20 protein-coding genes are annotated in these 19723 nt (G+C 71.9%); 16 read left to right on the top strand and 4 right to left on the bottom strand.

Annotated elements, in window-relative coordinates:
- The first annotated feature begins 240 nt into the window (after positions 1-240).
- On the top strand, positions 241-729 hold the full coding sequence (locus DMB38_RS13335; RefSeq protein ID WP_125939004.1) for a hypothetical protein: 489 nt from the start codon (positions 241-243) through the stop codon (positions 727-729).
- Positions 730-934: 205 nt separating this feature from the next.
- On the opposite strand, the gene DMB38_RS13330 is transcribed toward DMB38_RS13335, so the two are convergent.
- Positions 935-1948 (bottom strand): SDR family NAD(P)-dependent oxidoreductase, encoded by a 1014-nt coding sequence (locus DMB38_RS13330; protein WP_125935376.1) that lies wholly within the window; start codon positions 1946-1948, stop codon positions 935-937.
- A 349-nt stretch (positions 1949-2297) separates the two neighbouring features.
- On the opposite strand from DMB38_RS13330, the gene DMB38_RS13325 reads away from it, so the two are divergent.
- Positions 2298-2882 carry a TetR/AcrR family transcriptional regulator gene (locus tag DMB38_RS13325; protein ID WP_125935375.1) on the top strand — a complete coding sequence of 195 codons (585 nt, stop codon included), beginning with the start codon at positions 2298-2300 and terminating at the stop codon, positions 2880-2882.
- Positions 2883-3193: 311 nt separating this feature from the next.
- Positions 3194-4777 carry a prenyltransferase/squalene oxidase repeat-containing protein gene (locus DMB38_RS13320; RefSeq protein WP_125935374.1) on the top strand — a complete coding sequence of 528 codons (1584 nt, stop codon included), beginning with the start codon at positions 3194-3196 and terminating at the stop codon, positions 4775-4777.
- Positions 4778-4986: 209 nt separating this feature from the next.
- Here the strand turns inward: DMB38_RS13320 and DMB38_RS13315 are convergent, their stop codons facing one another.
- The gene (locus DMB38_RS13315; RefSeq protein WP_125935373.1) at positions 4987-5886 is read right to left on the bottom strand and encodes an aromatic prenyltransferase; all 900 of its coding nucleotides are present in this window, start codon (positions 5884-5886) and stop codon (positions 4987-4989) included.
- A gap of 659 nt (positions 5887-6545) precedes the next feature.
- Between DMB38_RS13315 and DMB38_RS13310 the strand changes: the two genes are divergently transcribed.
- Together DMB38_RS13310 and DMB38_RS13305 are read left to right on the top strand one after the other, a co-directional pair.
- Positions 6546-7028 carry a hypothetical protein gene (locus DMB38_RS13310; RefSeq protein ID WP_240662176.1) on the top strand — a complete coding sequence of 161 codons (483 nt, stop codon included), beginning with the start codon at positions 6546-6548 and terminating at the stop codon, positions 7026-7028.
- Positions 7025-7210, top strand: coding sequence for a hypothetical protein (locus DMB38_RS13305; protein ID WP_125935371.1), 186 nt, complete (start codon positions 7025-7027; stop codon positions 7208-7210). The genes DMB38_RS13310 and DMB38_RS13305 overlap by 4 nt, the downstream gene beginning before the upstream one ends.
- A 104-nt stretch (positions 7211-7314) precedes the next feature.
- Here DMB38_RS13305 and DMB38_RS13300 read toward each other — a convergent pair whose 3' ends face one another.
- A complete protein-coding gene (locus DMB38_RS13300) occupies positions 7315-9846 on the bottom strand; it encodes an SdrD B-like domain-containing protein (RefSeq protein WP_125935370.1) in 2532 nt (843 codons plus the stop codon).
- A 244-nt stretch (positions 9847-10090) separates the two neighbouring features.
- Between DMB38_RS13300 and DMB38_RS13295 the strand changes: the two genes are divergently transcribed.
- Positions 10091-10855, top strand: coding sequence for a hypothetical protein (locus tag DMB38_RS13295; RefSeq protein ID WP_240662699.1), 765 nt, complete (start codon positions 10091-10093; stop codon positions 10853-10855).
- A gap of 7 nt (positions 10856-10862) precedes the next feature.
- On the opposite strand, the gene DMB38_RS13290 is transcribed toward DMB38_RS13295, so the two are convergent.
- Complete coding sequence (locus tag DMB38_RS13290) at positions 10863-12206, bottom strand: right-handed parallel beta-helix repeat-containing protein (RefSeq protein WP_125935369.1); 1344 nt, start codon at positions 12204-12206, stop codon at positions 10863-10865.
- Between the two features lie 89 nt (positions 12207-12295).
- Between DMB38_RS13290 and DMB38_RS13285 the strand changes: the two genes are divergently transcribed.
- From DMB38_RS13285 to DMB38_RS13240, 10 genes are all read left to right on the top strand, one after another.
- On the top strand, positions 12296-13453 hold the full coding sequence (locus tag DMB38_RS13285; RefSeq protein WP_125935368.1) for a Dyp-type peroxidase: 1158 nt from the start codon (positions 12296-12298) through the stop codon (positions 13451-13453).
- A gap of 325 nt (positions 13454-13778) precedes the next feature.
- Positions 13779-14573, top strand: a complete 795-nt coding sequence (locus DMB38_RS13280; protein ID WP_125935367.1) for a hypothetical protein — start codon at positions 13779-13781, stop codon at positions 14571-14573.
- 21 nt (positions 14574-14594) lie between these two features.
- A complete protein-coding gene (locus DMB38_RS13275) occupies positions 14595-15719 on the top strand; it encodes a hypothetical protein (RefSeq protein ID WP_206337690.1) in 1125 nt (374 codons plus the stop codon).
- A 10-nt stretch (positions 15720-15729) separates the two neighbouring features.
- Entirely contained in the window at positions 15730-16122 is a 393-nt protein-coding gene (locus tag DMB38_RS13270) for a hypothetical protein (RefSeq protein WP_125935366.1), read from the top strand.
- A gap of 1 nt (position 16123) precedes the next feature.
- On the top strand, positions 16124-16402 hold the full coding sequence (locus DMB38_RS13265; protein ID WP_125935365.1) for a hypothetical protein: 279 nt from the start codon (positions 16124-16126) through the stop codon (positions 16400-16402).
- 3 nt (positions 16403-16405) lie between these two features.
- Positions 16406-16894: a hypothetical protein gene (locus tag DMB38_RS13260; protein WP_125935364.1), complete on the top strand. Its 489-nt coding sequence runs from the start codon at positions 16406-16408 to the stop codon at positions 16892-16894.
- A gap of 10 nt (positions 16895-16904) precedes the next feature.
- Entirely contained in the window at positions 16905-17249 is a 345-nt protein-coding gene (locus DMB38_RS13255; protein ID WP_125935363.1) for a hypothetical protein, read from the top strand.
- Positions 17246-18943, top strand: a complete 1698-nt coding sequence (locus DMB38_RS13250; RefSeq protein ID WP_125935362.1) for a hypothetical protein — start codon at positions 17246-17248, stop codon at positions 18941-18943. Before DMB38_RS13255 ends, DMB38_RS13250 begins: the two co-directional genes overlap by 4 nt.
- A complete protein-coding gene (locus tag DMB38_RS13245; RefSeq protein WP_125935361.1) occupies positions 18943-19293 on the top strand; it encodes a hypothetical protein in 351 nt (116 codons plus the stop codon). Before DMB38_RS13250 ends, DMB38_RS13245 begins: the two co-directional genes overlap by 1 nt.
- Before the next feature lie 5 nt (positions 19294-19298).
- Positions 19299-19721: a DUF2634 domain-containing protein gene (locus tag DMB38_RS13240; protein WP_125935360.1), complete on the top strand. Its 423-nt coding sequence runs from the start codon at positions 19299-19301 to the stop codon at positions 19719-19721.
- Positions 19722-19723 lie beyond the last annotated feature (2 nt).

Genomic DNA, 19723 nt, shown 5'->3' with positions numbered 1-19723 from the left:
CGCCGCCGTCCGGCCCGGTGCGCCCGCGCCGCGATACGCGTCGTGCGATCCCGGTCCCGGGCCTGAAAGATCGGGGGATTTGCGCCGGTTGCTTCTACAACCCTGCCCGGGCGTCACGGGTCTTACCGGGTATCCGGGGCATGAGCCGTATGCTTCTGAAATCCCTCTGTGTCCAGAAAAGGGAGTACAGCTATGCGTTCCACCCGTATCAGGAAGTTCGCTCTGGCGGCCGCGGCCACCGTGCTGGTCCTCACCCCCGCCGGCGCCGCCTACGCGGGCAGCGGGCCCGCGCCGGCGCCCTCGGGCAAGAGCGACCGGGCGGCGGCCACCGCGCCCACCGCCCAGGGCAACCCCGAGAGCAAGCGGGCCCAGGCCGCCGGGGTCTGTGACGACGCGTACCAGATCGGGGCGACCGGCTACATCAAGCGGAGCGGCGCGACCGTCGCGTCGGTGAAGCAGTTCTATTCGCCGTCGTGCAAGGAGAACTACGGCTACCTGTGGGTGTGGGACAGCTTCCACACCGGCGCGAAGCCGTACGACGTGACGCTCGGGGTGTTCAGCTACGACCGGGACGCCGTGGTCGGCAAGCTCACCCGCAACGACACCACGCAGCAGGAGTTCTGGACGCAGGGCACGGACACCGCGAACGAGTGCACGGCCGCGGTCGGCACGCTGCGCGTCGAGGGGGCGCCGCTGGCCAACCAGGGCGCGTCCGAGAAGCGCTGCTGACCGCCCCGCGCCGCAGGCCGGTCGGCGTCCACGCCGGCCGGCCGTTCGCCGGCGGTACGCCGGCGGGCCCGCTTCCGCGTCGCGGGCCCGTCCGCGTACCGGCGGGGTCGAGCCGGGCCGCGCGGTAGATGTCGACGTGGTCGGTGCCGAGCCGTTGCCCGGATCCCGCCCGGCCGGACGCCGCTCCCGCCCGGCTGGGCGCCGCTCAAGCCCGGCTCGACGCCGCCCCGAAGGCTTCGACGCCCGTCAGCTCCGCCGACAGCGCCCACAGCCGGGCGGCCTGGTCCGGGTCGGTGGCGTAGTCCCGTACGCCCGCGCGCAGTTCCCCCTCGCCGCCGGCGCCCGCCCGCTCGGCGATGTCGCAGTCCTCGCAGTACACGCCGCCCAGGCCCGCCAGGTGCGGCGAGGTCGCCGCCCAGACCTGGGTGGCGGCGCCCTGCTCGGCGGTCTTGAAGGCGCTGCTGACCTTGCCGTCCTCGTCGATCCAGCCCTGCGCGATCTGCTCCTCGCGGGGGATGTGGCGGGCGAGTTCGGTGAGGATCGCCCCGGGGTGCACGCTGAACGCCCGGACGCCCGCGTCCCGGCCGAGGGCGTCGAGGTGGACGGCGAAGAGCGCGTTCGCGGTCTTCGACTGGCCGTACGCCAGCCACTTGTCGTACGGCTCCGCGCGGAACTGCGGGTCGTCCCAGCGGATGCCGGAGAGGTGGTGGCCGCGGGAGGAGAGCGCGACGACACGGGCGCCGCCGTCGCGGACGAGGGCAGGGCGGAGATGGTTGGCGAGGGCGTAGTGGCCGAGGTGGTTGACGGCGAACTGCCCCTCCCAGCCGGCCGGGCCGACGCGGGTCTCGGGGCTGGCCATGACCCCGGCGTTGTTGACGAGGAGGTCGAGGGAGCGGCCGGAGGCGAGGAACCGGTCGGCGAAGCCGCGGACGCTGTCCAGGTCGGCGAGGTCCATCTCGTCGACCTCGGCGGCGCCGGGGCCCTCGCCCGCCAGGCCGCCGAGCGCCTCCTCGGCGGCGTCGCGCCGCCTGGCCGGGACGACGACGCGGGCTCCGGCCCGTACGAACGCGCGGGTCGTCTCCAGCCCCAGACCGACGTAGCCGCCGGTGACGACGGCGAGCCGGCCGCTCAGGTCGACGCCGCGCAGGACGTCGGCGGTGGTGCTCCTGGGGCCGAAGCCGGAGCCCGTGTGCTGCTGCGGAGTGGTCGTGTGGGTCATGCCGGGGACGCTACGACTTGGAGGGCGCTCTATCGCAAATCCGACACGGGCGAGTTGCCGGGGCGCCGCGGGCCCCGGCGCCGGCCGTGCTCCGGCGGCGCGCTCCGCCGGTCGTCCGGGTGCGCGCCCGGCGGTGCGTGGCGGACCCGGTCCCCTGTTCCGGGCCCGCCGGCACCGACGGTGGGGAACGGCCGGGGAACGACCGTTCTCCGCTCAGAGGGTAATGTCGAGAACGGTCGTTCTCAAGCGGCGGACGACGCCGCGACGTGATCGGGACAGGGCCGGTACGTTGAGGGCGGCGCAGCGGGACGTGACGGCGGGGACGCGGGCGGGGACGGGAGCAGCGGACATGGACGACGCGGAGAACGAGGCCGCCAGGGAGCGCGTACTGGCAGCCGCCGACCGGCTCTTCTACGGCCACGGCATCCGCGCGGTCGGCATGGACCGGATCCGCGACGCCGCCGGCGTCTCCCTCAAGCGCCTCTACCGCTGCTTCGCCTCCAAGGACGAGCTGGTCGAGGCGTACCTCAGGCGGCGCGACCGGTGGGTGCGCGGGGAACTGGCGGAGTTCGTCGCCAAGGAACCCACGGGACTGCCGCGGGAGCGGGTGCTGGCCGTCTTCGACTGGCTGGAGTGGTGGTTCGGCAGACCGGACTTCCGTGGCTGCCCGTTCACCAACGCCTTCAACGAGATCGGCGCGGACAGCGCCCGCGCCGCCGCCGCGGTCCGCGACCACCAGCTCGCCGTCAGCGCGTACCTCCGCGGCCTCATCGCCGCCACCGGGGTCCCCGACCCGGACGCGGTCACGAACCGCTTCGTGATCCTCTACTCCGGCTCCCTCACCTTCGCCGCCATCTCCCGCAGCACCGAGCCCGCGCGGTACGCCCGCGAGACCGCGGCGGCGATCCTGCGGCCGGACGCGGCGGGCGGCTGACGGGCTGGGATCGAGCCGCCACGGGAGACCGTTGACGCTGAGATCACGCCGTGTCACACTTCCGGCAAGTCTCCCCTGTCCGAAAATCAGTTATGCGGAGGGTGAGATTCCCCCCTCTCCGGGATGACGGCCATCGCCGTCACCCGTCAGCGCTCTCCGGCGCTCCGCGATTCCGCAGGGTTTTCGGCTCTCAGGCCCTCCTCCGGAACGCCTGAGACCGCCTGTCCTTTCCCGTAGCACCCGGCAACTCCGCCACCCGGTCCGCTGTTTCAGCGGGCCGGGTCTTTTGCCTTTCCGAAAGGAAGTCCTTGATGACTGATCGACTGGTTGGTTCCGCGGCCGACGCCGTTTCGCAGCCCGTGGCAGGGGGCTCCGGGGGGCAGCGGCCCGGGGCGCGGGAGGTACGGCGTCGTGTCGCGCGGCATCTGGCGGTGCAGGTGGACGGCGAGGGCGCGCTGAGAGACCGGTGCGCCGGCAGAATCATCGAGTCCGCGCTGCTGTTGCTGCTGCTGCGCAAGGAGCGGGCGCTGCCGCGGGTGCAGAAGGAGCTGCAGGAGTACCTGCAGCGGGCCCGGCCGAAGGTCACGCTGGAGCGGGTGGTCGTGGACGCGCTCTCCGGCCGGGCGTGCGAGGCGGACGAGCTGCTCGCGGGGCTGAGCGGGGCCCGGCACGGCTCCGGGATGCGGAAACGGCTGCTGCTGGAGACGATTCTCGTGCTGTGCGGACTGCTGCCGGACGGCAAGCGCCCCGATCCGCGGGAGATCGCTCCGCGGCCGCAGGCGGTGTGGACGGAGCTGACGCTGTACGCGGCGACGATCCTGTACGTGCACGACAACGCGGGTGCGGACGCGGGCGAGTCCGGGGAGGAGCTGGCGGATTACCAGGAGCTGCTCGTACGGCGGCTGGCGGCCTTCCCGGCGAGGCGGGTGTGGGAGGGGAACGCCCTGTGCCACCTGGTGGCGCTGCACGCCCTCCACACCTTCCGGCCCGGTTCCGAGCTGATGCGGGAGGGGATCGAGGCGCTGTCGCGGCTGCGCGGCCCGGACGGCGGGGTGCCGTTCATCGACGGGCAGGAGATCTTCGTGACGTCTCTCGCCGGGCTGGCGCTGGCGTCCGCGCCGGGGCACGAGCGGCTGGCGGCGCGGATGGGGCAGTACCTCGCCTCGCGGCAGCACTGCGACGGCGGCTGGGGTTACAACGAGGCGACCACGCAGACGGACGTCGACGACACCGTCCGGTGCGTGGAACTCCTGCGGTTGCTCGACGCGCGGCGGTACCGCCACGGCATCGCGGCGGGGGAGGAGTACCTCTGCTCGCGGACCAACGAGGCCGGCGGCTTCCCCACGTATCTGCGGGGCCACACCTCGGATCTGGACATGACGGCCGGCGCGGTGATCGCCCTGCCCTGGAGCCGCTACGGGGCCGTGCTGGCTCCCGCGGTCGGCGTCCTCATCGACGCCCAGCAGCAGGACGGCAGCTTCGAGCCGAGCTGGACGCTGAGCAGGTCCAGCGCCATCCTGCGCATCCTGGACGCCCTGGCCTGCGTACCGGCCGAGGAGACGGCACTGCACCGGCGTGCGGGCGAAGCCACCGCGAAGGCCGTGGCGTTCCTGGACGAGAGCCGCGGCAGCGACGGCGGCTGGGGGCACGTACCGGGCGAGGACAGCGACGTGCTCTCCACCGCCCAGGCCCTGGCCACGCTCGCGCGGCACGCGCCCGGGACCGATCTCGCCAAGCCGCTGGCGTACCTCACGGACCAGCAGCACGACGACGGCGGTTTCCGCTCGATAGCCGACCAGGCGGGTCCGCGTCCGCTGCCCTTCGACTTCCCCGTCCTGGCCGACGTCCAGGTCCTCACCGCACTCAACCGCCTCATCGCCTACAACGCCGCCTGACCGGCAACCGCACTCCGGCGCCACGGGCCGGTGCCGCCGGCCACCGGGCGGTCCGGCCTCCGGCGAACGGAGTGCGGCCGGAACGCCGCCCGGGGCGCCGGCGGCGATCGAGGGCCGCACCGGCGGTGAGGCCCTCGACGTCGCGCCCCGGCACGACCACGGCGGAACGGATCCGGATCTCCACCCGCCGCTCGCACGCCGCTCGTACGTCAGCTCCCGCGGCGTACCCGGTCGTGCGCGGCCGTGGCCAACTGGTAGTAGGTCGCGAGCTTGAAGTACTCCCCGTCGGCCGTCAGCGCGCCGGCGAAGACGAGCTTGCGGTCGCCCTCGTAGGTGTACGGCGCCTTGGCGGCGAGCACGCCGAGCTTCGGTTCGACGTGCGAGGGGAGCGCCGCCGGGTCGGTCGTACGGGTGGAGAAGCTGACCCGCTCGATCTCCGCGGCGTCCCAGCCGAAGGTCGGGTACAGGGCGGACGAGGTCGCGGCGAAGTCCAGCAACTGTCCGCTCGGCTCCGGCAGCCCGAAGTCCCGCAGCATCGCCTGGACGGTGGCGCGCTCGAAGTGCTCCGGGGACAGCCCGTTGAAATACACGTTCCACGTCCGGTTCGCATGGTCGATGGCCACGGTCGACACCTTGCCGTCCAGGCCGTACTCGACGAGCACGTCCATCCACTTGGAGAGCGCGGTGGACATGGCGGGGACGGCGGCGAGCGGGCCCAGTTCCTGCAGCCGGCCCATCGGGAAGACGGCGTAGCTCTTGTTGAAGCCGCTGTTGACGCCGTAGTCGACGCCGTAGCAGTCGACCGGGAGCGCGGTGAGCAGGTCGGCGAACATGCCGCGGACCGGATGGTCCGTCTCCTCGGCGAGGCCGTGTTCCAGGGCCCGCTCATAGGGATTGCCCTCGGCCAGCGGCACCGTGAAGTCGAAGGACATGTCCCGGATGCTGCCTCCCTTGTTCACCGCGTTGAACACGACGGTGGAGTCGGTGACGACGTTCGGGAACGCCGCCAGCAACGACGTCATCTTCTCGGGCGGGCAGTCCACGCCCACCAGCCCGGCCGCTTCTTCCGCAGCCGCACACAAACGCTCGATCCCAGGATTTGCGCTCATTGCTCCCCCATAGGGCGATGTGAAAAGGACCTGCCCGCTGCTCGTTCCAGCAGGACGTCGGACAGCGGAACGCCGGCGGCCGACCGCGCCGGTCCCGGCCGTGGCCGAGAGCAGGACCGTGCGGCTTGCGGGGCGCGGGGCCGGATGCGTAAGTCCCCCACCGGCAGCGGCTCTTCCGTTCTACGGGCCGGCCGCGTTGCCGTGATTCTCGGGGGAATCCCACCCTCCGCAATTCCTCGTCCGGGCAGGGGTGACGTGCCCAAAGTGTGACACGGCCTCGACCTCCACGCCAGCGAAGCCGGCGGCGCACCGGACCGTACGGACCGCGCACGTGCCCACGGCAAGCCACCGGCAAGTCACCCTCAAGCCGGGCAGGTCAGCCTGGAGCCGGCGACCGGGACAACGGGCGCCGGGCGGGTGTGTGCGAACCGGCCGACTGCCGCAGTCGGTGCGGGTCCCTCGGGGGCAGCGGTTTTCGAGGCGATGGGTCAGACGGAGGGGCTTCGATGCCGTTTCATCCCTGTACGCGAGGTCATGCGCAGAGAACCAGCGCTGCTGCCCCCTCTCTCCTGTGCGACCCCTGCATCAGGCAGGTCGGGCGTCATCTGCGGGAGCTGGCCGGCCTGCACCGGGAGTGCCTGTACCAGGCGTCGCCGACGGTGGCGACCCGGTGGAGCAATCCGACGAAGGTCTCCACGAGCCGCCGCCTCGACTACCCCGACATCTCCGTGCTGGACACGCGGCAGCGCATCTCCTCCCTGCTGGAGTCCTGGTCGCGGACGGTCGCGGAGAAGCGGACGGCCGCCGCGCCGAAGCGGAGTGTCCCGCACCTGGCGGTGTTCCTCGCCGGGCAGTTGGACTGGATCAGCGCCCAGCCGGCGGCGGCGGACTTCGCCGACGAGGTCGAGGCCCTGGTCAAGGAGCTACGGCAGACCATCGATCCCGAACTGGGCGGGCACTTCACCTTCGTCGGGGAGTGCGTCCAGGACGGCTGCGGCGGGACCATCACCGCTTCGCTGAGGCCCGGCGAGCCGGTGCCCGTGCGGAGCGTCGCGTGCTCGGCGGGACACACCTGGGCGCCGCACGAATGGCTCCTGCTCAAGCAGCTCATGGAACGGCAGCGAAAGGGCAGCGAGGCGTGAGCAGACCACCGCACCACAGACTCGTTCCGACCAAGGTGGCCGCGCTGGCCATGGGGGTGTCGGAGGCGACGATCCGGAAATGGGTGAGCCGGGGGAAGCTCACCCGCTACGGCGCGCCCAACCGGCGCTCGCACTTCGACATCGAGGAACTCGCCGCGCTCTCCGCGCAACGCCGGCCTTGAGCCCACCGCTTCGGTGGGCTCCGGTATTCCCCTCTCGCGCAGCATCGAGGCAGGGTGCCGGCGGGCCGGTGCGGTCGCACCGGCCCGCCGGCAGGGGTCGGGTATCAGCGGTGCCTGGCTCGCCGATGACGGCTGACCAGGACGACTGCCGCGCCCGCACCGAGCAGCAGGGCGGCGAGGGCGAGAAGCTCACCCAGGCCGGACGAGCCGGTGCCGGCGAGTGAACCACCCGGTTTCCGGTCGCCCGCCGGTGCCGGGGTGTGGGGCGCCGCGGGCGTCGGGGGCTCCGGTGCCGGTGCCGGCGGCTCGGTTGCCGGCGGGGTGGGTGTGGGCGGAGTCGGCGTCGGCGGCGTGGGTGTCGGCGGTGCCTCCTTCGGGACGTACACACCGGCGTCGATCATGTGATCGACACCGCCCGGCCTGGCCGGCGCGGTGACCGGGGCGTACCCGTTGCACAGCCGGCCGTTGTCCGGCGGGGTCACGTTGGAGTCGTGTACGCGGTCGTCGCCGGCCCGCGGCAGGGTGAACCGCAGGTCGTCGGCGGCCGGCCGGCCCGGCACCTCGCCGGTGTCCGCCGTGCACACATCGAACTGCACGGTGTACTCGGCGCCCGGCGTCAGCTCGTACTCCGCTCCGGCACCGCCGAAGTAGTACTCACCGGCGGCGTCGGTCGTGGTCGTGGCGACCTTCTCGCCGTCGGCGTCCAGCAGGTTGACCGTCGCGTCCGGCAGCAGTACGTGCCCGGCGTCCTGGACGCCGTTGTGATCGCCGTCGAACCAGACCACGTTGCCGATCTGGATCGGTGCGTTCGCCGCGGCGTACGCGATGTCGCCGAGGCCGCCGGCCTTGCCGAACCCGTTCTGGTTCGGGCCGACGAACTGGTAGGCGTTGGCGGCCGGATCGTTGCCGGGGCCGAGGCCGGTTCCGACGTCGTAGTAGCCGGTTCCGCTGGTGATGACCTGGCCGGTCGGGTCCATCTGCGTACTGACGGCCCACTGCTGCTGCGGGATGTAGGCGACCGATCCGAGGGAGGACTCCTGGTGCGGACCGGGTTGGGTCGCGGAGCCGCCGTTCGGGAAGAAGTCACCCGGGAAGTACTCGACGACGCCGCCGGGCTGGGCCCCGTCGAGGGTCGGGTCCGTGGCGTGGTCGGGGCAGCTTCCGGTGCCCTCCCACTCGAACCCGCCGGTGGGCGTGGCGCAGGCCATGTTGATGTCGCCGCCGGACATGCCGTTCTGCGGGGTGTCGTTGCCCGGCCTCGGGTCCAGCCCGCCCCAGCTCACGACGTCCATGAACCGGTCGCGGAAGCCGAGGATCAGCGAGCCGTCGCGGGTGAAGGCCATACTGGCCAGCTCCGGCTGCGGATCGATCATCGGGCCGTTCACGTTGCGGTCGTCCCAGTCCTCCAGGTCGGTGTTCCACGGGTTCCAGTGGTTGACCTGGTCGCGCCCGGAGTTGCCGGTCAGCACGGCTCCGCGCTCGAAGTCCAGCGGCTGGGAGAGCACGGTGGTGAAGTCCTCGCCGTCGTAGGTGGCGACGACGGCCGTCAGGTCCGCGCGGTCCTGGGTGCTCTCCGCGCTGCACACGCCCCCGACGTAGAGGGTGCCGTTGTGGGTGGCCACGCTGAACGGGCGCCAGTCGTCCGGCGACGCGCAGCCCGGGTCGGGGATCGGCACGGTCGCCTCGGGCGCCGAGGCCGTGGGCTCGGTCGCGTCGAAGCTGACGAGGCTGCGGGTGAGCAGGTTCACCGCGTACAGGGTCGAGCCGTCGTCCGACAGGTCCAGGCTGCCGATGCTCTCCTTGCCCGGTGCGTCGGTGAAGCCGGCGTCCTTGATCAGGTTGCCGGTGTCGTGCGGCGTCTCCGTGGCGTCCGGCACCTCCGCGAAGAGCTTCGGGGCGCCGCCGTGGGCCGGCACGGTGTAGATCGCGTCACCGCCGTCCGGCCCGTACTCGGTGTACCGCCGGGCGAACGACGACTGGAAGAGCTGGTCGCGGTGTCTGTCGTAGGCCAGCCCGTAAGTCGTGCCCACCTGCTCCTGGGTGGTGAGCACCTCCGGGCACGGCTCCTGGTCGGGGCAGTTGCCGCGGGCGTCCGTCCCGAACGCCACCAGCGCCCGGGTCTCCGTCCCGCCGGCGCCGCTCTGGATCGGCACGAAATAGCGGGAGTCGGGCAGTGCGTAGTCGGCCGGGTCCCAGACCCCGGTGACGACCGAGTCGTCCTTGCCGTCCGAGACGTCCACGAAGGTGGTGAAGCTGTCGAAGTGGTTCGGCGCGGTCGAGGCGGGCGCCGGCCGCAGATAGTCGCTGTAGGGTGCCGGGACGGTGACGTCGACGCGGTAGCGGCCGCCGGTCAGCTCGCTCGTCGGCGGCACGACGACCTTTCCGGTGGCGTCCGTGACGCCGCTGACGCGATGGCCGGCCGGGTCGGTGACGTCGACCTTCATTCCCCGTTGCGGCACGTCCATGGTCGAGTTGATCACGCCGGTGCCGAAGAAGTCCCGCAGTACCTGAACGGTGAGGCTGCCGTCGGAGGCCGAAGCACCGGCCTGCCCGGCGCCGGTCAAGAGTGTGCCTGTGCTGCCGCCCACCAATAAGAGGCCGGACAGCCCTAAACGCACCACTCCACGTAATGGCATGGCATTCCTTCATTTGTTCGACGCCGACGCTAAATCGGCATATTCCAGGGTGAGTTTAAGGGTTACGGAGGGTCATGTCTTTCGAACACAGTGTTCTCCCCTGCCTCCGTGGGACCTGTTACAGTCGCGCCGCGTGCGGAGTATCGGAACGCGGAGCATCGACACCAAGCGGGGTCCCAGGGGGCACGAGGCGGGGCGACGCCGGTGGCCGAGGTCGCGCTGGGTGGCAGCAGCCGCCCTGGGCATCACGGCCGCCGCCGTCACCGCCTTCGCCCTCCTCGGCGACAGCGGCGGGCCCACCGCCCCACGGGCGTTGACCTCGGAGGAGGCGAACCGGCTGGCGGTCACGCGGTTCCTCAACTACCAGGCGGGAGGCCGGGCGGTGACGATCACGGTGCCGAACGCCGCCGGCGGGCTGGTGATCACCGCCTCCGTCGACTACCGCACCCACACCGGTTACGGGGTGGTGCGCGGCACCGGGCGCGACACCTCCAGCGACGGGCTGATCCAGTGGACGGCCACCACCGTTCTCGTCCACCCCATGGCAGACCCCCCGGCGGTCGCACCGGCGTCGCCGCCCGCGTCCGGCTGGCACAGTCGTCCGCTGCAGACGTCCGGCATGGCCCTGGACACCTCGCTGGGCATCGCGCTCGGCCTCGGCAGCGACCGGCCGGAGAACGCCGCGCTGCTGGGGCAGAACGGTGCGGCATGGGTCGGGCGGGACGAGGTGCGCGGCCATCGGACGGACGTCATGAACGGGCCGGACGCCGGCACCGGGTCGTCCGGTAAGGCCGGGTCGTCCGACAGGGCCGGTGGGTCGGCCGGCGGGACCGGCGGGTCCGACGAGGCCGGTACGTCACCCACCGTGCGCTACTGGATCGGCTCGGACGGCACCATGTACCGGGTCCAGGCCGGCGTCGCCTCCGAGCCGGAGCCGGTGGTCTTCGACTTCGACGACCGGACGTACGTCCCCGTCAAGCCGGTACCCGGCCTCACACCGGCCCCGTAGCCGCCGCTCACGAGGCTCGTACCCGCGCACGGTCGGCGAGCAGCGACTCCGGCGGCAGCGCCGTGTCCGCGACGTCCGGCAGCGCCGGAACGTCCGGCACGACGGTGGCGCCCGCGGTGGCGGCGCGCGGGAACTCCGGCTGCGGGCCCGGCGCGGCCACGTCGGTGAACGGAATGCCCGCGGGCCCCTTCCCGCTCGGCCAACTGCCCGACGGAGTGGGCGACGTGGCGGGGACCGGGCAGGACGCGGTGTCCGCGAGCCCGGCGGGCACGGTCTTGCGCAGCGCGTTCCCCCGCAGGCAGTTGCCCTGTCCACGGGTGGCGGTGGGGAACGTCGCGCCGACGTCGATGCCGTTGCCGGTGAAGGTGTTGTCCGTGATCCTGTTGCGGTCCGCGGTCAGGTCGGCGGTCGCGGTGATCACGAGTCCGGCGTTGGTGTTGCCGCTGATGCGGTTGCGGAGGAACCGGTTGCCGCTGCCGCCGTCGACGCCGACACCGATGCCCCAGCCGCCGTCGGCCTGTTCGGGCGTCCGCGGGTGCTGATTGTCCGCGATCAGGTTGCCGGCGACGACGGCGTCGCGCTGGGGGAGCAGCTTCTCCTGGTGGTCGGAGCTGGTGGTCAGTCCGACGCGGTTGCCGGCCAGACGGTTGCCGACCACGTACATCTCGCCGCTGGCGTTGGTGCCTTCGTAGCCGACCGCGTTGAGTTCGGAGACGTTGTCCCGTACCACGATCCGGCACGGCTTGCACTGGCCGACGTAGATCCCCGAATCGGCTCCGCCCGAGGCGTAGGAGTGCTCGATGGCACCGTTCTGCGCGGAGAACGCGTAGATGCCGTACAGGCCGTTGCGGGTCGCGGTCACATGCGAGACCAGGAACGACTTCAGGAGCGTGACGGGTTCCTCGCCGGTGTCGTAACCGCCGCTGCCCGGCAGCCCGTCGACCGCCGCCGCCGAACCGGTGACCAGCACCCCGTTCTGCGTGTTCCTCCGCACGGTCAGGTTCTCCACGGCCACGCCGGGTGCGGTGACGACCACCCCGTTCGGCCGCCGCAGCTCGCCGTCGATCACGACCTCGGCCCGGGACTCGCCCCGTAGCGTGATACGAGCCGTGTCGAGCTTCACCGCCTCGCGGTACACCCCCGGAGCCACCAGCACCAGGTCACCGGGCCGGGCCAGGGCCACGCCCGCCGAGATCGTCGGGGCGTCGCCGGGCACGCGGATCGTCACCCGCGCACCGTCCGGCCGCCGGCCCTTGTCCGATCCGCCGTCGTCGCCACCGCTGCCGCAGCCGGCCAAGAAAGTCAGTGCGCCCAGTAACGCCGCCATCACACGAAGTGCCGATCGAGACATGGGGGAGAGTCTGGCACGAGGACGAATTCACCGCCGGAACACGTCGGTTGAGCGGCAGACCTGAGGCCCGGTGTGGCACTCTGCACCCCATGGACCGCGTCCAACGCCCTCCGTCACGCCGCGCGTTCCTCGATGTCACCGGTGCCGCGGTGGCCGCCGGTCTCGTCGCCGGATGCTCAGGGGACTCCGCCGAACCGGCCCGGCCCGCCCCGTCCGCGGCGGCCGGTCCCGCGCCGGTGCCGGCGACGGGCCGGCACCAGGCGGGCATCACCTCTCCCCGGTCCGCCCAGCGCAACCTGCTGGCCGTGGTGGCCGACCTCGGCGACGCGGTGCCGCCCGGCCCGTTGCTGGCCGAACTCGGCGAGACGATCCGCACCCTCACCGCCGGGTCCGACCCGCGGCTGCTGGGCCTGCCTCCGGGAGACCTGACCGTGACCGTGGGCCTGGGCCCGCGGCTGGTACGGACGGCGGGCGCTTCACTGCCCGGCGCGGTCGACCTCCCCCGGTTCTCCCGCGAGCGGATCGCTCCCCGGGCACGCGGCGGTGACCTGCTGATGCAGATCTGCGCCGACGACGCACTGCTCCTCCCGGTCGTCGCCGCCGCGCTCCTGGACCAGGCCGGCGACCGCGTCCGCGAACGGTGGCGGCAGTCCGGACGCCGCGGTACGGACGTGCCGGTCGCCAAAGGCCGCACCGCGCCGCGCAACCTGCTCGGTTTCATCGACGGCATCGTGGGCCCGCACACGAAGACCGAGCAGGAACGCGACCTGTGGCTGGCCGGGCCCCCCGCGGTCGCCGGCGGCACCCTGGCCGTCCTGCGGCGCATGGAACTCGCCCTCACACGCTTCGCCGCCCTCTCCGTCGCCGAACAGGAGGCGGTCTTCGGCCGCCGCCGCGCCAGCGGCGCACCCCTCTCCGGCGGCACCGTCGCCGCCGCCCCGGAACTGGGCGCCAAGACACCCGACGGCCGCTACCTCGTCCCCGCGGACGCCCACGTCCGCAGGGCGAACCCCACCGCGGCCGGCGTCGGCCACATGCTGCGCCGCTCCTACAGCACCGACGAGCCGGCTCCGGGCCTGCTCTTCATCAGCTTCCAGAACGACCTGCGCACCTTCACGGCCACGCTCACCCGCATGGACACCTCAGACGCCTTGCTGCCCTTCACCACGACGACGGCAGGCGCGACGTTCCTGATCCTCCCGGGCTTCGACCGCCAACACCCCCTCGGTTCCACGCTGTTCCGCTGACGGACTCCCGCCCGCGGACTTCGGCGGCTGCGCGCTCGATGGCGGTCGGAGGGCCGGGCTGGAACGCACGTCGGTGCCGTGGGCCTTCTCGAAGGCGGGTAGGCCCCGGCGGGTGAGTCGAAGGTCGGCGGCCTGACGACGGTGGTCCTCGCCCCGGAGCCGCACGCTCTTGCCGACGTGCAGGCTGGGTGCAGGGGCATATGACCCGGGCCCATGCCCCCATCAGGAGGAAAAGCGAACTATTCGGTCTAATCATCCTTGCGGCTTCTGAGTAGCCCGTGCGTTGCTTGTCACTCCGTGAAAAGCGTTGCCGGAGGAGACTGGCATGGGCGTGGTCCAAGACAAGGGGCTGAAGCAGCTCTCCGACCCCGCCACGCTCACCTCGCTGCTCACCCCGCACGCGCAGCTCCTCATCGAGCGCACGCACACGCTGGAATACGAGCGCGTCGTCTCCGTCAAGCAGCTCCGGGTTATGCGGAGAACCCTCGGCGAACCGTTATTCGCGCCCCGCCGCCGGCAGGGCGCCTGGAACCAGGTGACGCCCGCCCCCACGCGTACCGAGTTCTCCTGGGAGGGCGAGGCCGCCGCGCCGGTGTGGATCGACGCGTCCGTCGACCTGGAGATCGACGTGGTCGCGGAGACCGACCCGGGCGGAATCGACTCGGTGGTCACCCGCGCCGTGGACTCGTACCGGACGCTGGACGAGTTCCGCGCCCAGTTCTCGTACCTGAACCTGGACGAGTTCATGGCGAGCCACGGGCTGAAGACCGTCGAGGACCTCAGGGAAGCCGGCGAGTATCTGCGGACTGAGGTGCGGCTGCGCCGGCCGCCGCCCTTCGACCCGGCCGACCCGCACAACGTCCGTACCGTGCCCGTCACCGCCGCGGTGCTCCTCGCGGACCCCACCGATGTGCTCGCTGCCCTTCGATCCGCCCGTCGCGTGGCGGCGGCGGCCCGCGACCGGCCCCTGCCGCCGAGCACCTTCGGCGTACGCAGTGCGCCCTATGCCCTCGCCGCCGCCTTCACCACCCACCCCCAGCCACCGGATCAGGCGCTCTCCAAAGCGGAGATCACCTCTCTCTTCGGTGGTGCCGGCATCACCCCGCTCTTCCTCACCTGATTCCGGAAGGAAGCACGCTCCATGGCCACCCCCAGCCCCGTCCGCTACATCCGCGTCCAAGCCAAGCCCAACTTCTTCTCGCCCGCCGTCCGGCCCACCGGCGACATCGCGATCATCGGTGCCGTGACGCCCCCGGCAGGGGCGACCGGCCTCATCCCGGCGAACGAACCCAAGGTGATCTTGGATCCCGACGAAGCCCTGGAGAAGGCTCCCGGGCCGCTCGGCAAGGCCGTCGCGCTCGCCCTGCAGCAGGAGCCCGGCCCCGGGAACGTCTACGCGGTGCGCCTGGCCGACCAGCCGGACGTCGCGGACACCCTCTCCAAGATCAAGACCCTGCCGGTCCAACTGGTGGTCATCGCGGACACCCCCCTGGAGGTGCCCGCCGGAGGGCAGCCGACCGACGCCATCGTGAAGCTGGCCGAGCACGTCAAGGGGCCGTTCGGCGAGGGCCTGGAACGCATGGGCGTGGCCATGCTCGGCAAGGGCGACCACGATCCCTTGATCATCACCGGCACGCTCAACACCGATCGCATGGTCTACGTGGCGCACAAGAGCGACGAGGACGTGGCGGCCGCGGTCGCCGGCACCATCGGGGGGTACGACCCCCACGTCTCCATGCTCCTCAAGAAGGTCGGCGTGTCGTCCGGGGAGTTCACCGCCGACGAGCTGATCAAGATCAACGGGAGCGAGGACGACGACTCGCCGCCGGCGGGCAACAACCTCAACTGGCTGGTGAACCCCGCGCTCATCCCGGGGCAGGGCGTCTATCTCGGCGAGGGGTACACCGGCGCCAACGGCACCACGGACAAGAAGTACATCGACATCGTCCGGATGCTCGACGACCTCACGTTCCGGCTCAAGGCATCGCTCATCACCACCATCGGCGAACTGCGGATCAGCCGGACAGGGCTGCGGGCGCTCGCCGGCCAGATGGAGGGGGTGCTCGAACCGCTGCGCAGGAGCGAGGTGATCGAGGACTACGAGGTCGTCATCCCGGTGCTCCAGTTGTTCGACAAGCCGCAGCCCACCCCCGAGGAGGAGAAGATCATGGCCGACGCCCGCCGTGACCGGCTCGCCGAGGCCATGATCAAGATCACCTACGCCGGCGCCATCCACCGGCTCAGCATCAAGCTGACCTTCAAGTAGGGAGCGTCTCATGTCCGACTGGAACACCCGCCTCGAGGTGAAGCTGGACGGCCGTACCATCACCCCGATCACCAACTTCTCCCCGTCCTTCAACGTGCCGCACACGGTGCTGCACAGCCTGGAGGCCGACGGCGTCGGCTACGTGCGCCAGCCGTTCACGTTCACCTTCACGATGACCGTGCCCGCGGTGGCGTCGGCCGTCGCCGACCTCACCGAACTCGCCGCCTCCGGCAAGGAGTTCGCCGTTGCGGTCGCCGAGAAGCAGGGCAACGACTGGGCCTTCTCCGCCCTGAAGTTCGGCCGCTGCGTGGTCAGCGCCGTGCAGCCCAGCACGGTCACCGTGGACGGCGTGCCCCAGGCCAACTTCACCTGCATGGCGCTCAACGTGGGCGTGGAGGAGTGACGTGGACGGCGACGACGAGGAGTTCGCGCACGTCGGCAGCTTCGCCGCGGGCGGCCGGGTCGACCGGACCGGCCTCGCGCTCGTACACGAGGGCGAGCACATCGTGCCCGCGGCAGGCAGCGAGGCGGTCGTCACCCGGCACGGTGCGGCCGGGGCCGTGATCCATTACCACTTCCCGGTCGAGGTCGAGGTGGTCGGCGAACTCGGCGACCACCACGTCCGGCGGATCGCGGACCACGTCTTCGCCGAATTCGACCGCGAACTCGGCAGCCGGGGGTGAGCCGTGTCGGAGAAGGTGCTCGTCGGCACGGTCCACCTGCTCTACGTGCAGAGCGTCACCATGACCGAGGGGTACCGGGTCGAGCGGATTCTGGGCAGCCGCTTCTCCCAGGCCACCCAGCCGTCGACGAAGACGATCGTCATCGAGGCGGTCCTCCTCGGCCCGGACCGGCACGCGACCAAGAAGACCCTGGAGATCATGGCGCTCACCTCCCGGGCACTGCTCGCCGCGGCGGCGCCGCAGCTCGCCGTCACCGGGATTCCGGTCGTCTGCGGTCTCACCCTCAGCCTCGACATGCAGATCACCGATCTGCGGTTCACCCAGAGCGTGCAGAAGCGGGACGCCTTCGACCTGTCCCTGACCCTCCAGCACGTGCCCCGTTCCAGCCTCACGGCCCTGCTCGGCGAGATCGCGGACCTCGCCATGAGCGCGGGCAGCGCGGGCGTGCCGAGTCTGCCCGTCCCCGGCCCCGTACCCCGGTCACCCCTGTAGAGGATGCGCGATGCCGCTGCTGCCCGTCGACGCCGACGAGGGATTCCCGCAGAGCTTCCGGCTGCGCTTCGGCCCGCACGTGTACCGCGTCGGGCTGTACGTCAACGCCGACGAACGGACCGTCGCACAGGGCGGGGTGCTCGACCTCCTGGGCACCGGGCCGTTCCTGGTCGTGGTCGTGGACCGCGAGGACCCGGACGGGATCGTCCCGCTGGTGCGCCGCAAGGCCGTACGGGAACTGCCCTGCCCGGCGGGCCGGCTGCGGCTCGTGTTCCGGGAGGCCCTGGTGCACGTACGGAACCTGAACGGCGCGGGCAGCCACGGGTCCCGGGTCGTGGTGGAGGTGTCCGCGTGAGCCTCGTGATCCGCTACAGCGTGACCGTGGACGAGGACAAGCCGCCGGAGGAATCGCCGTTCGGCGCCGTCGCGGGCGCGGTGGCGGGCGCCGCCGCCTCCCTGATCGGTCTCACCGGTCTGCCGCTCACCGTCTCCAACCACGTCTTCGGCGGCTCGCTGGTCCTCGACGCGGAGATCACCGTCACGATGACCGAGGGGGCGGTCGCGGGCACCTTCGACGTGCTGCTCGTCAACGTCCCCCGCGACACCGTCACGATGCTCCGCGCGAAGATCGCCGATGTCCCGCTCAAGGCCGTCGTACGGCTCGGCTACTTCGACGAACCCGGCAGCGTCGACAAGCCCGTGATGCAGGGGCGGATTCTCAAGATCAGCTCCTGGGTGGGCGAGGACGGCCTCGGCCGGGTGCGCCTGACCGGCCAGGACACGGCCGGATTCGTGCTGCGGAAGATGCTGGTCGAGGAGCACCGCGCGAACTCCTGCGACGCGCTGGAGTTCGTGGAGAGGATCGCGAAGGAAGCCAAGCTCACCCTCGCCAAGGGCTCGAAGCTGGCGGCCGACCTCACCGACCACACGGTGCGCGGCCCGACCGCGCTCGGCGTGCTGCGGGACCTCGCCCGGACCGTGCCCGCCCCGGTGGTCATCCGGGACGAGGAGATCCGGACCGGGCCCGCGGTCGGCGCGAAGGACGATCCGGCCCCCGTCCCCTTCGACCCCGCACTCAACCTCGTCTCGTGCGGGGACTCCCAGGGCGACGACACCGACGCCGTCGCCCCGGGAGAGGAGCGCCCGCCGCCGCGCACCTCACTCGACCTGGTCGTCCTCGGCCACCCAGGGCTGCGGGTCGGTCAGGTGGCGACCGTCAAGGGCATCGACGCGCCACCCGGTCCGCTGCGCCTCACCCGCGTCTTGCATCGCTTCGGCGGACGCACCGGCTACGTCTGCGAGGTCCAGGTCGTGGCCGTACCCGCCGGCGCGGTCGCCGAGGTCCTCGACGGCGGCGTGCGCGGCATGGTCGACCGCTTCGACGCGCGCGCCGAGCGCGAGCGGCTGGCCCGGCCGTCGGTCGACGTGGGCCAGGTCACCGGCTACCGGGGCAAGGGCCATCAGGTCTCGCTCGCGTACGGGCAGAACCCGCCGCCGTCCATGGGCGCACCGAGTGTCCAGGGGGAGATCGGCGATGCCTCCCTGCTCGACAAGCCCGTCGCCGCCCCGTTCGCCTTCGGGCGGTGCGGTCTGATGACACCGGTCTACCCGGGGATGCGGGCGCTCCTCGCGCACAACCGCGACCTCGTCAACGACGCCGCCGTGGTGGGGTACCTGTGGCCCCGTACGAGCGGCGCGAAAGCCCCCGAACCGCACCCCGGCGACTACTGGCTCTCCCTGCCGACGAAGCTCGGTCTCGACGGCACCCCCGACGGACCGGGCGTCAACGACCTCACCGACGCGACCGGCGGCCGGATCATCCAGGCGCGCGGTCTGCGCATCCACGTCGGCACCGGGAAGCTCCCGAACGTGGGCACCCGCCCCACCCCGCCCCCCGACGACACCCTGACGATCGAGCACCACACCGGCACCACGATCAAGGTGGACACGGCCGGCGCGGTCACCGTCAGTACGCCAGGAAGGAAGATCATGCTCACCAACGGGACCGTGAGTCTGTCCCTGGACGGCACCTCGGTGCAGGTGACCTGATGCCCGAGGTCCTCACCAGCGCCGCCGACATCCGGTGCGACCACGGCGCCCCGGTCGTGGTGGTGCCCACGCAGAACTCCCTGACCGTGGCAGGGAATCCGGTCCTGCTCGTCAGCGATCTGCTCGCCGCGACGGTCCCCGCCTGCCCCAACCAGCCCACACCGGCCGCGCCGAATCTGGTGCCGTGCGGCAAGGTCACCTCCCTGATCGAGGGGGCCGGCACGGGCCTGTCCGTCCGGGGCACCCCGGTCGCCCTGTCCACGGCCCGCGGCCTGACCCTCGCCTTCCCCGTCAAACCCGTGCTGTGGAAGGTCGCGTCGCCCGGCCAGAACGTCCTGAAGGCGAGGTGACCGGCGTGACGGAGCATTCCGCGGCGACCGCACGGACGAAGGTGCCCGACCCCCTGGGACACAACCTGCGCCTCGACGACGGCGACCTCGTCCTACGGGACGGAAGCCTGGCGGAGGTGCGGGGACTCGCCAGCCTCGTCCAGGCGCTGACCCTCTCCCTGCTCACGCCCTACGGCTCCGACCGCTTCGCCGGCCGGTACGGGCTGAGCGTCGGGCAGGCGTTCGGCGGGCCCGGCGGCATGGCCGCGGTGCGGGAGCTGCTGCGCCTGGAGATCGTGCGCACCCTCGCCGCCGATCCGCGGGTGAACGAGGTCACGGAGGTGACCTTCACCCACCTCCCGGACGACCGCCGGACGTGGACCGTGGAGGTCGTCGTGGAGGCCGTGGACGGCCGGACCACCGCCGTCCTGGCGGAGCTGGAGGTGTGAGT

The organism is Streptomyces sp. WAC 06738, from assembly GCF_003945505.1.
GTDB lineage: Bacteria > Actinomycetota > Actinomycetes > Streptomycetales > Streptomycetaceae > Streptomyces.
The sequence above is the reverse complement of the archived record's forward strand: the minus strand, read 5'-3'. Positions and strand labels throughout refer to the sequence as shown.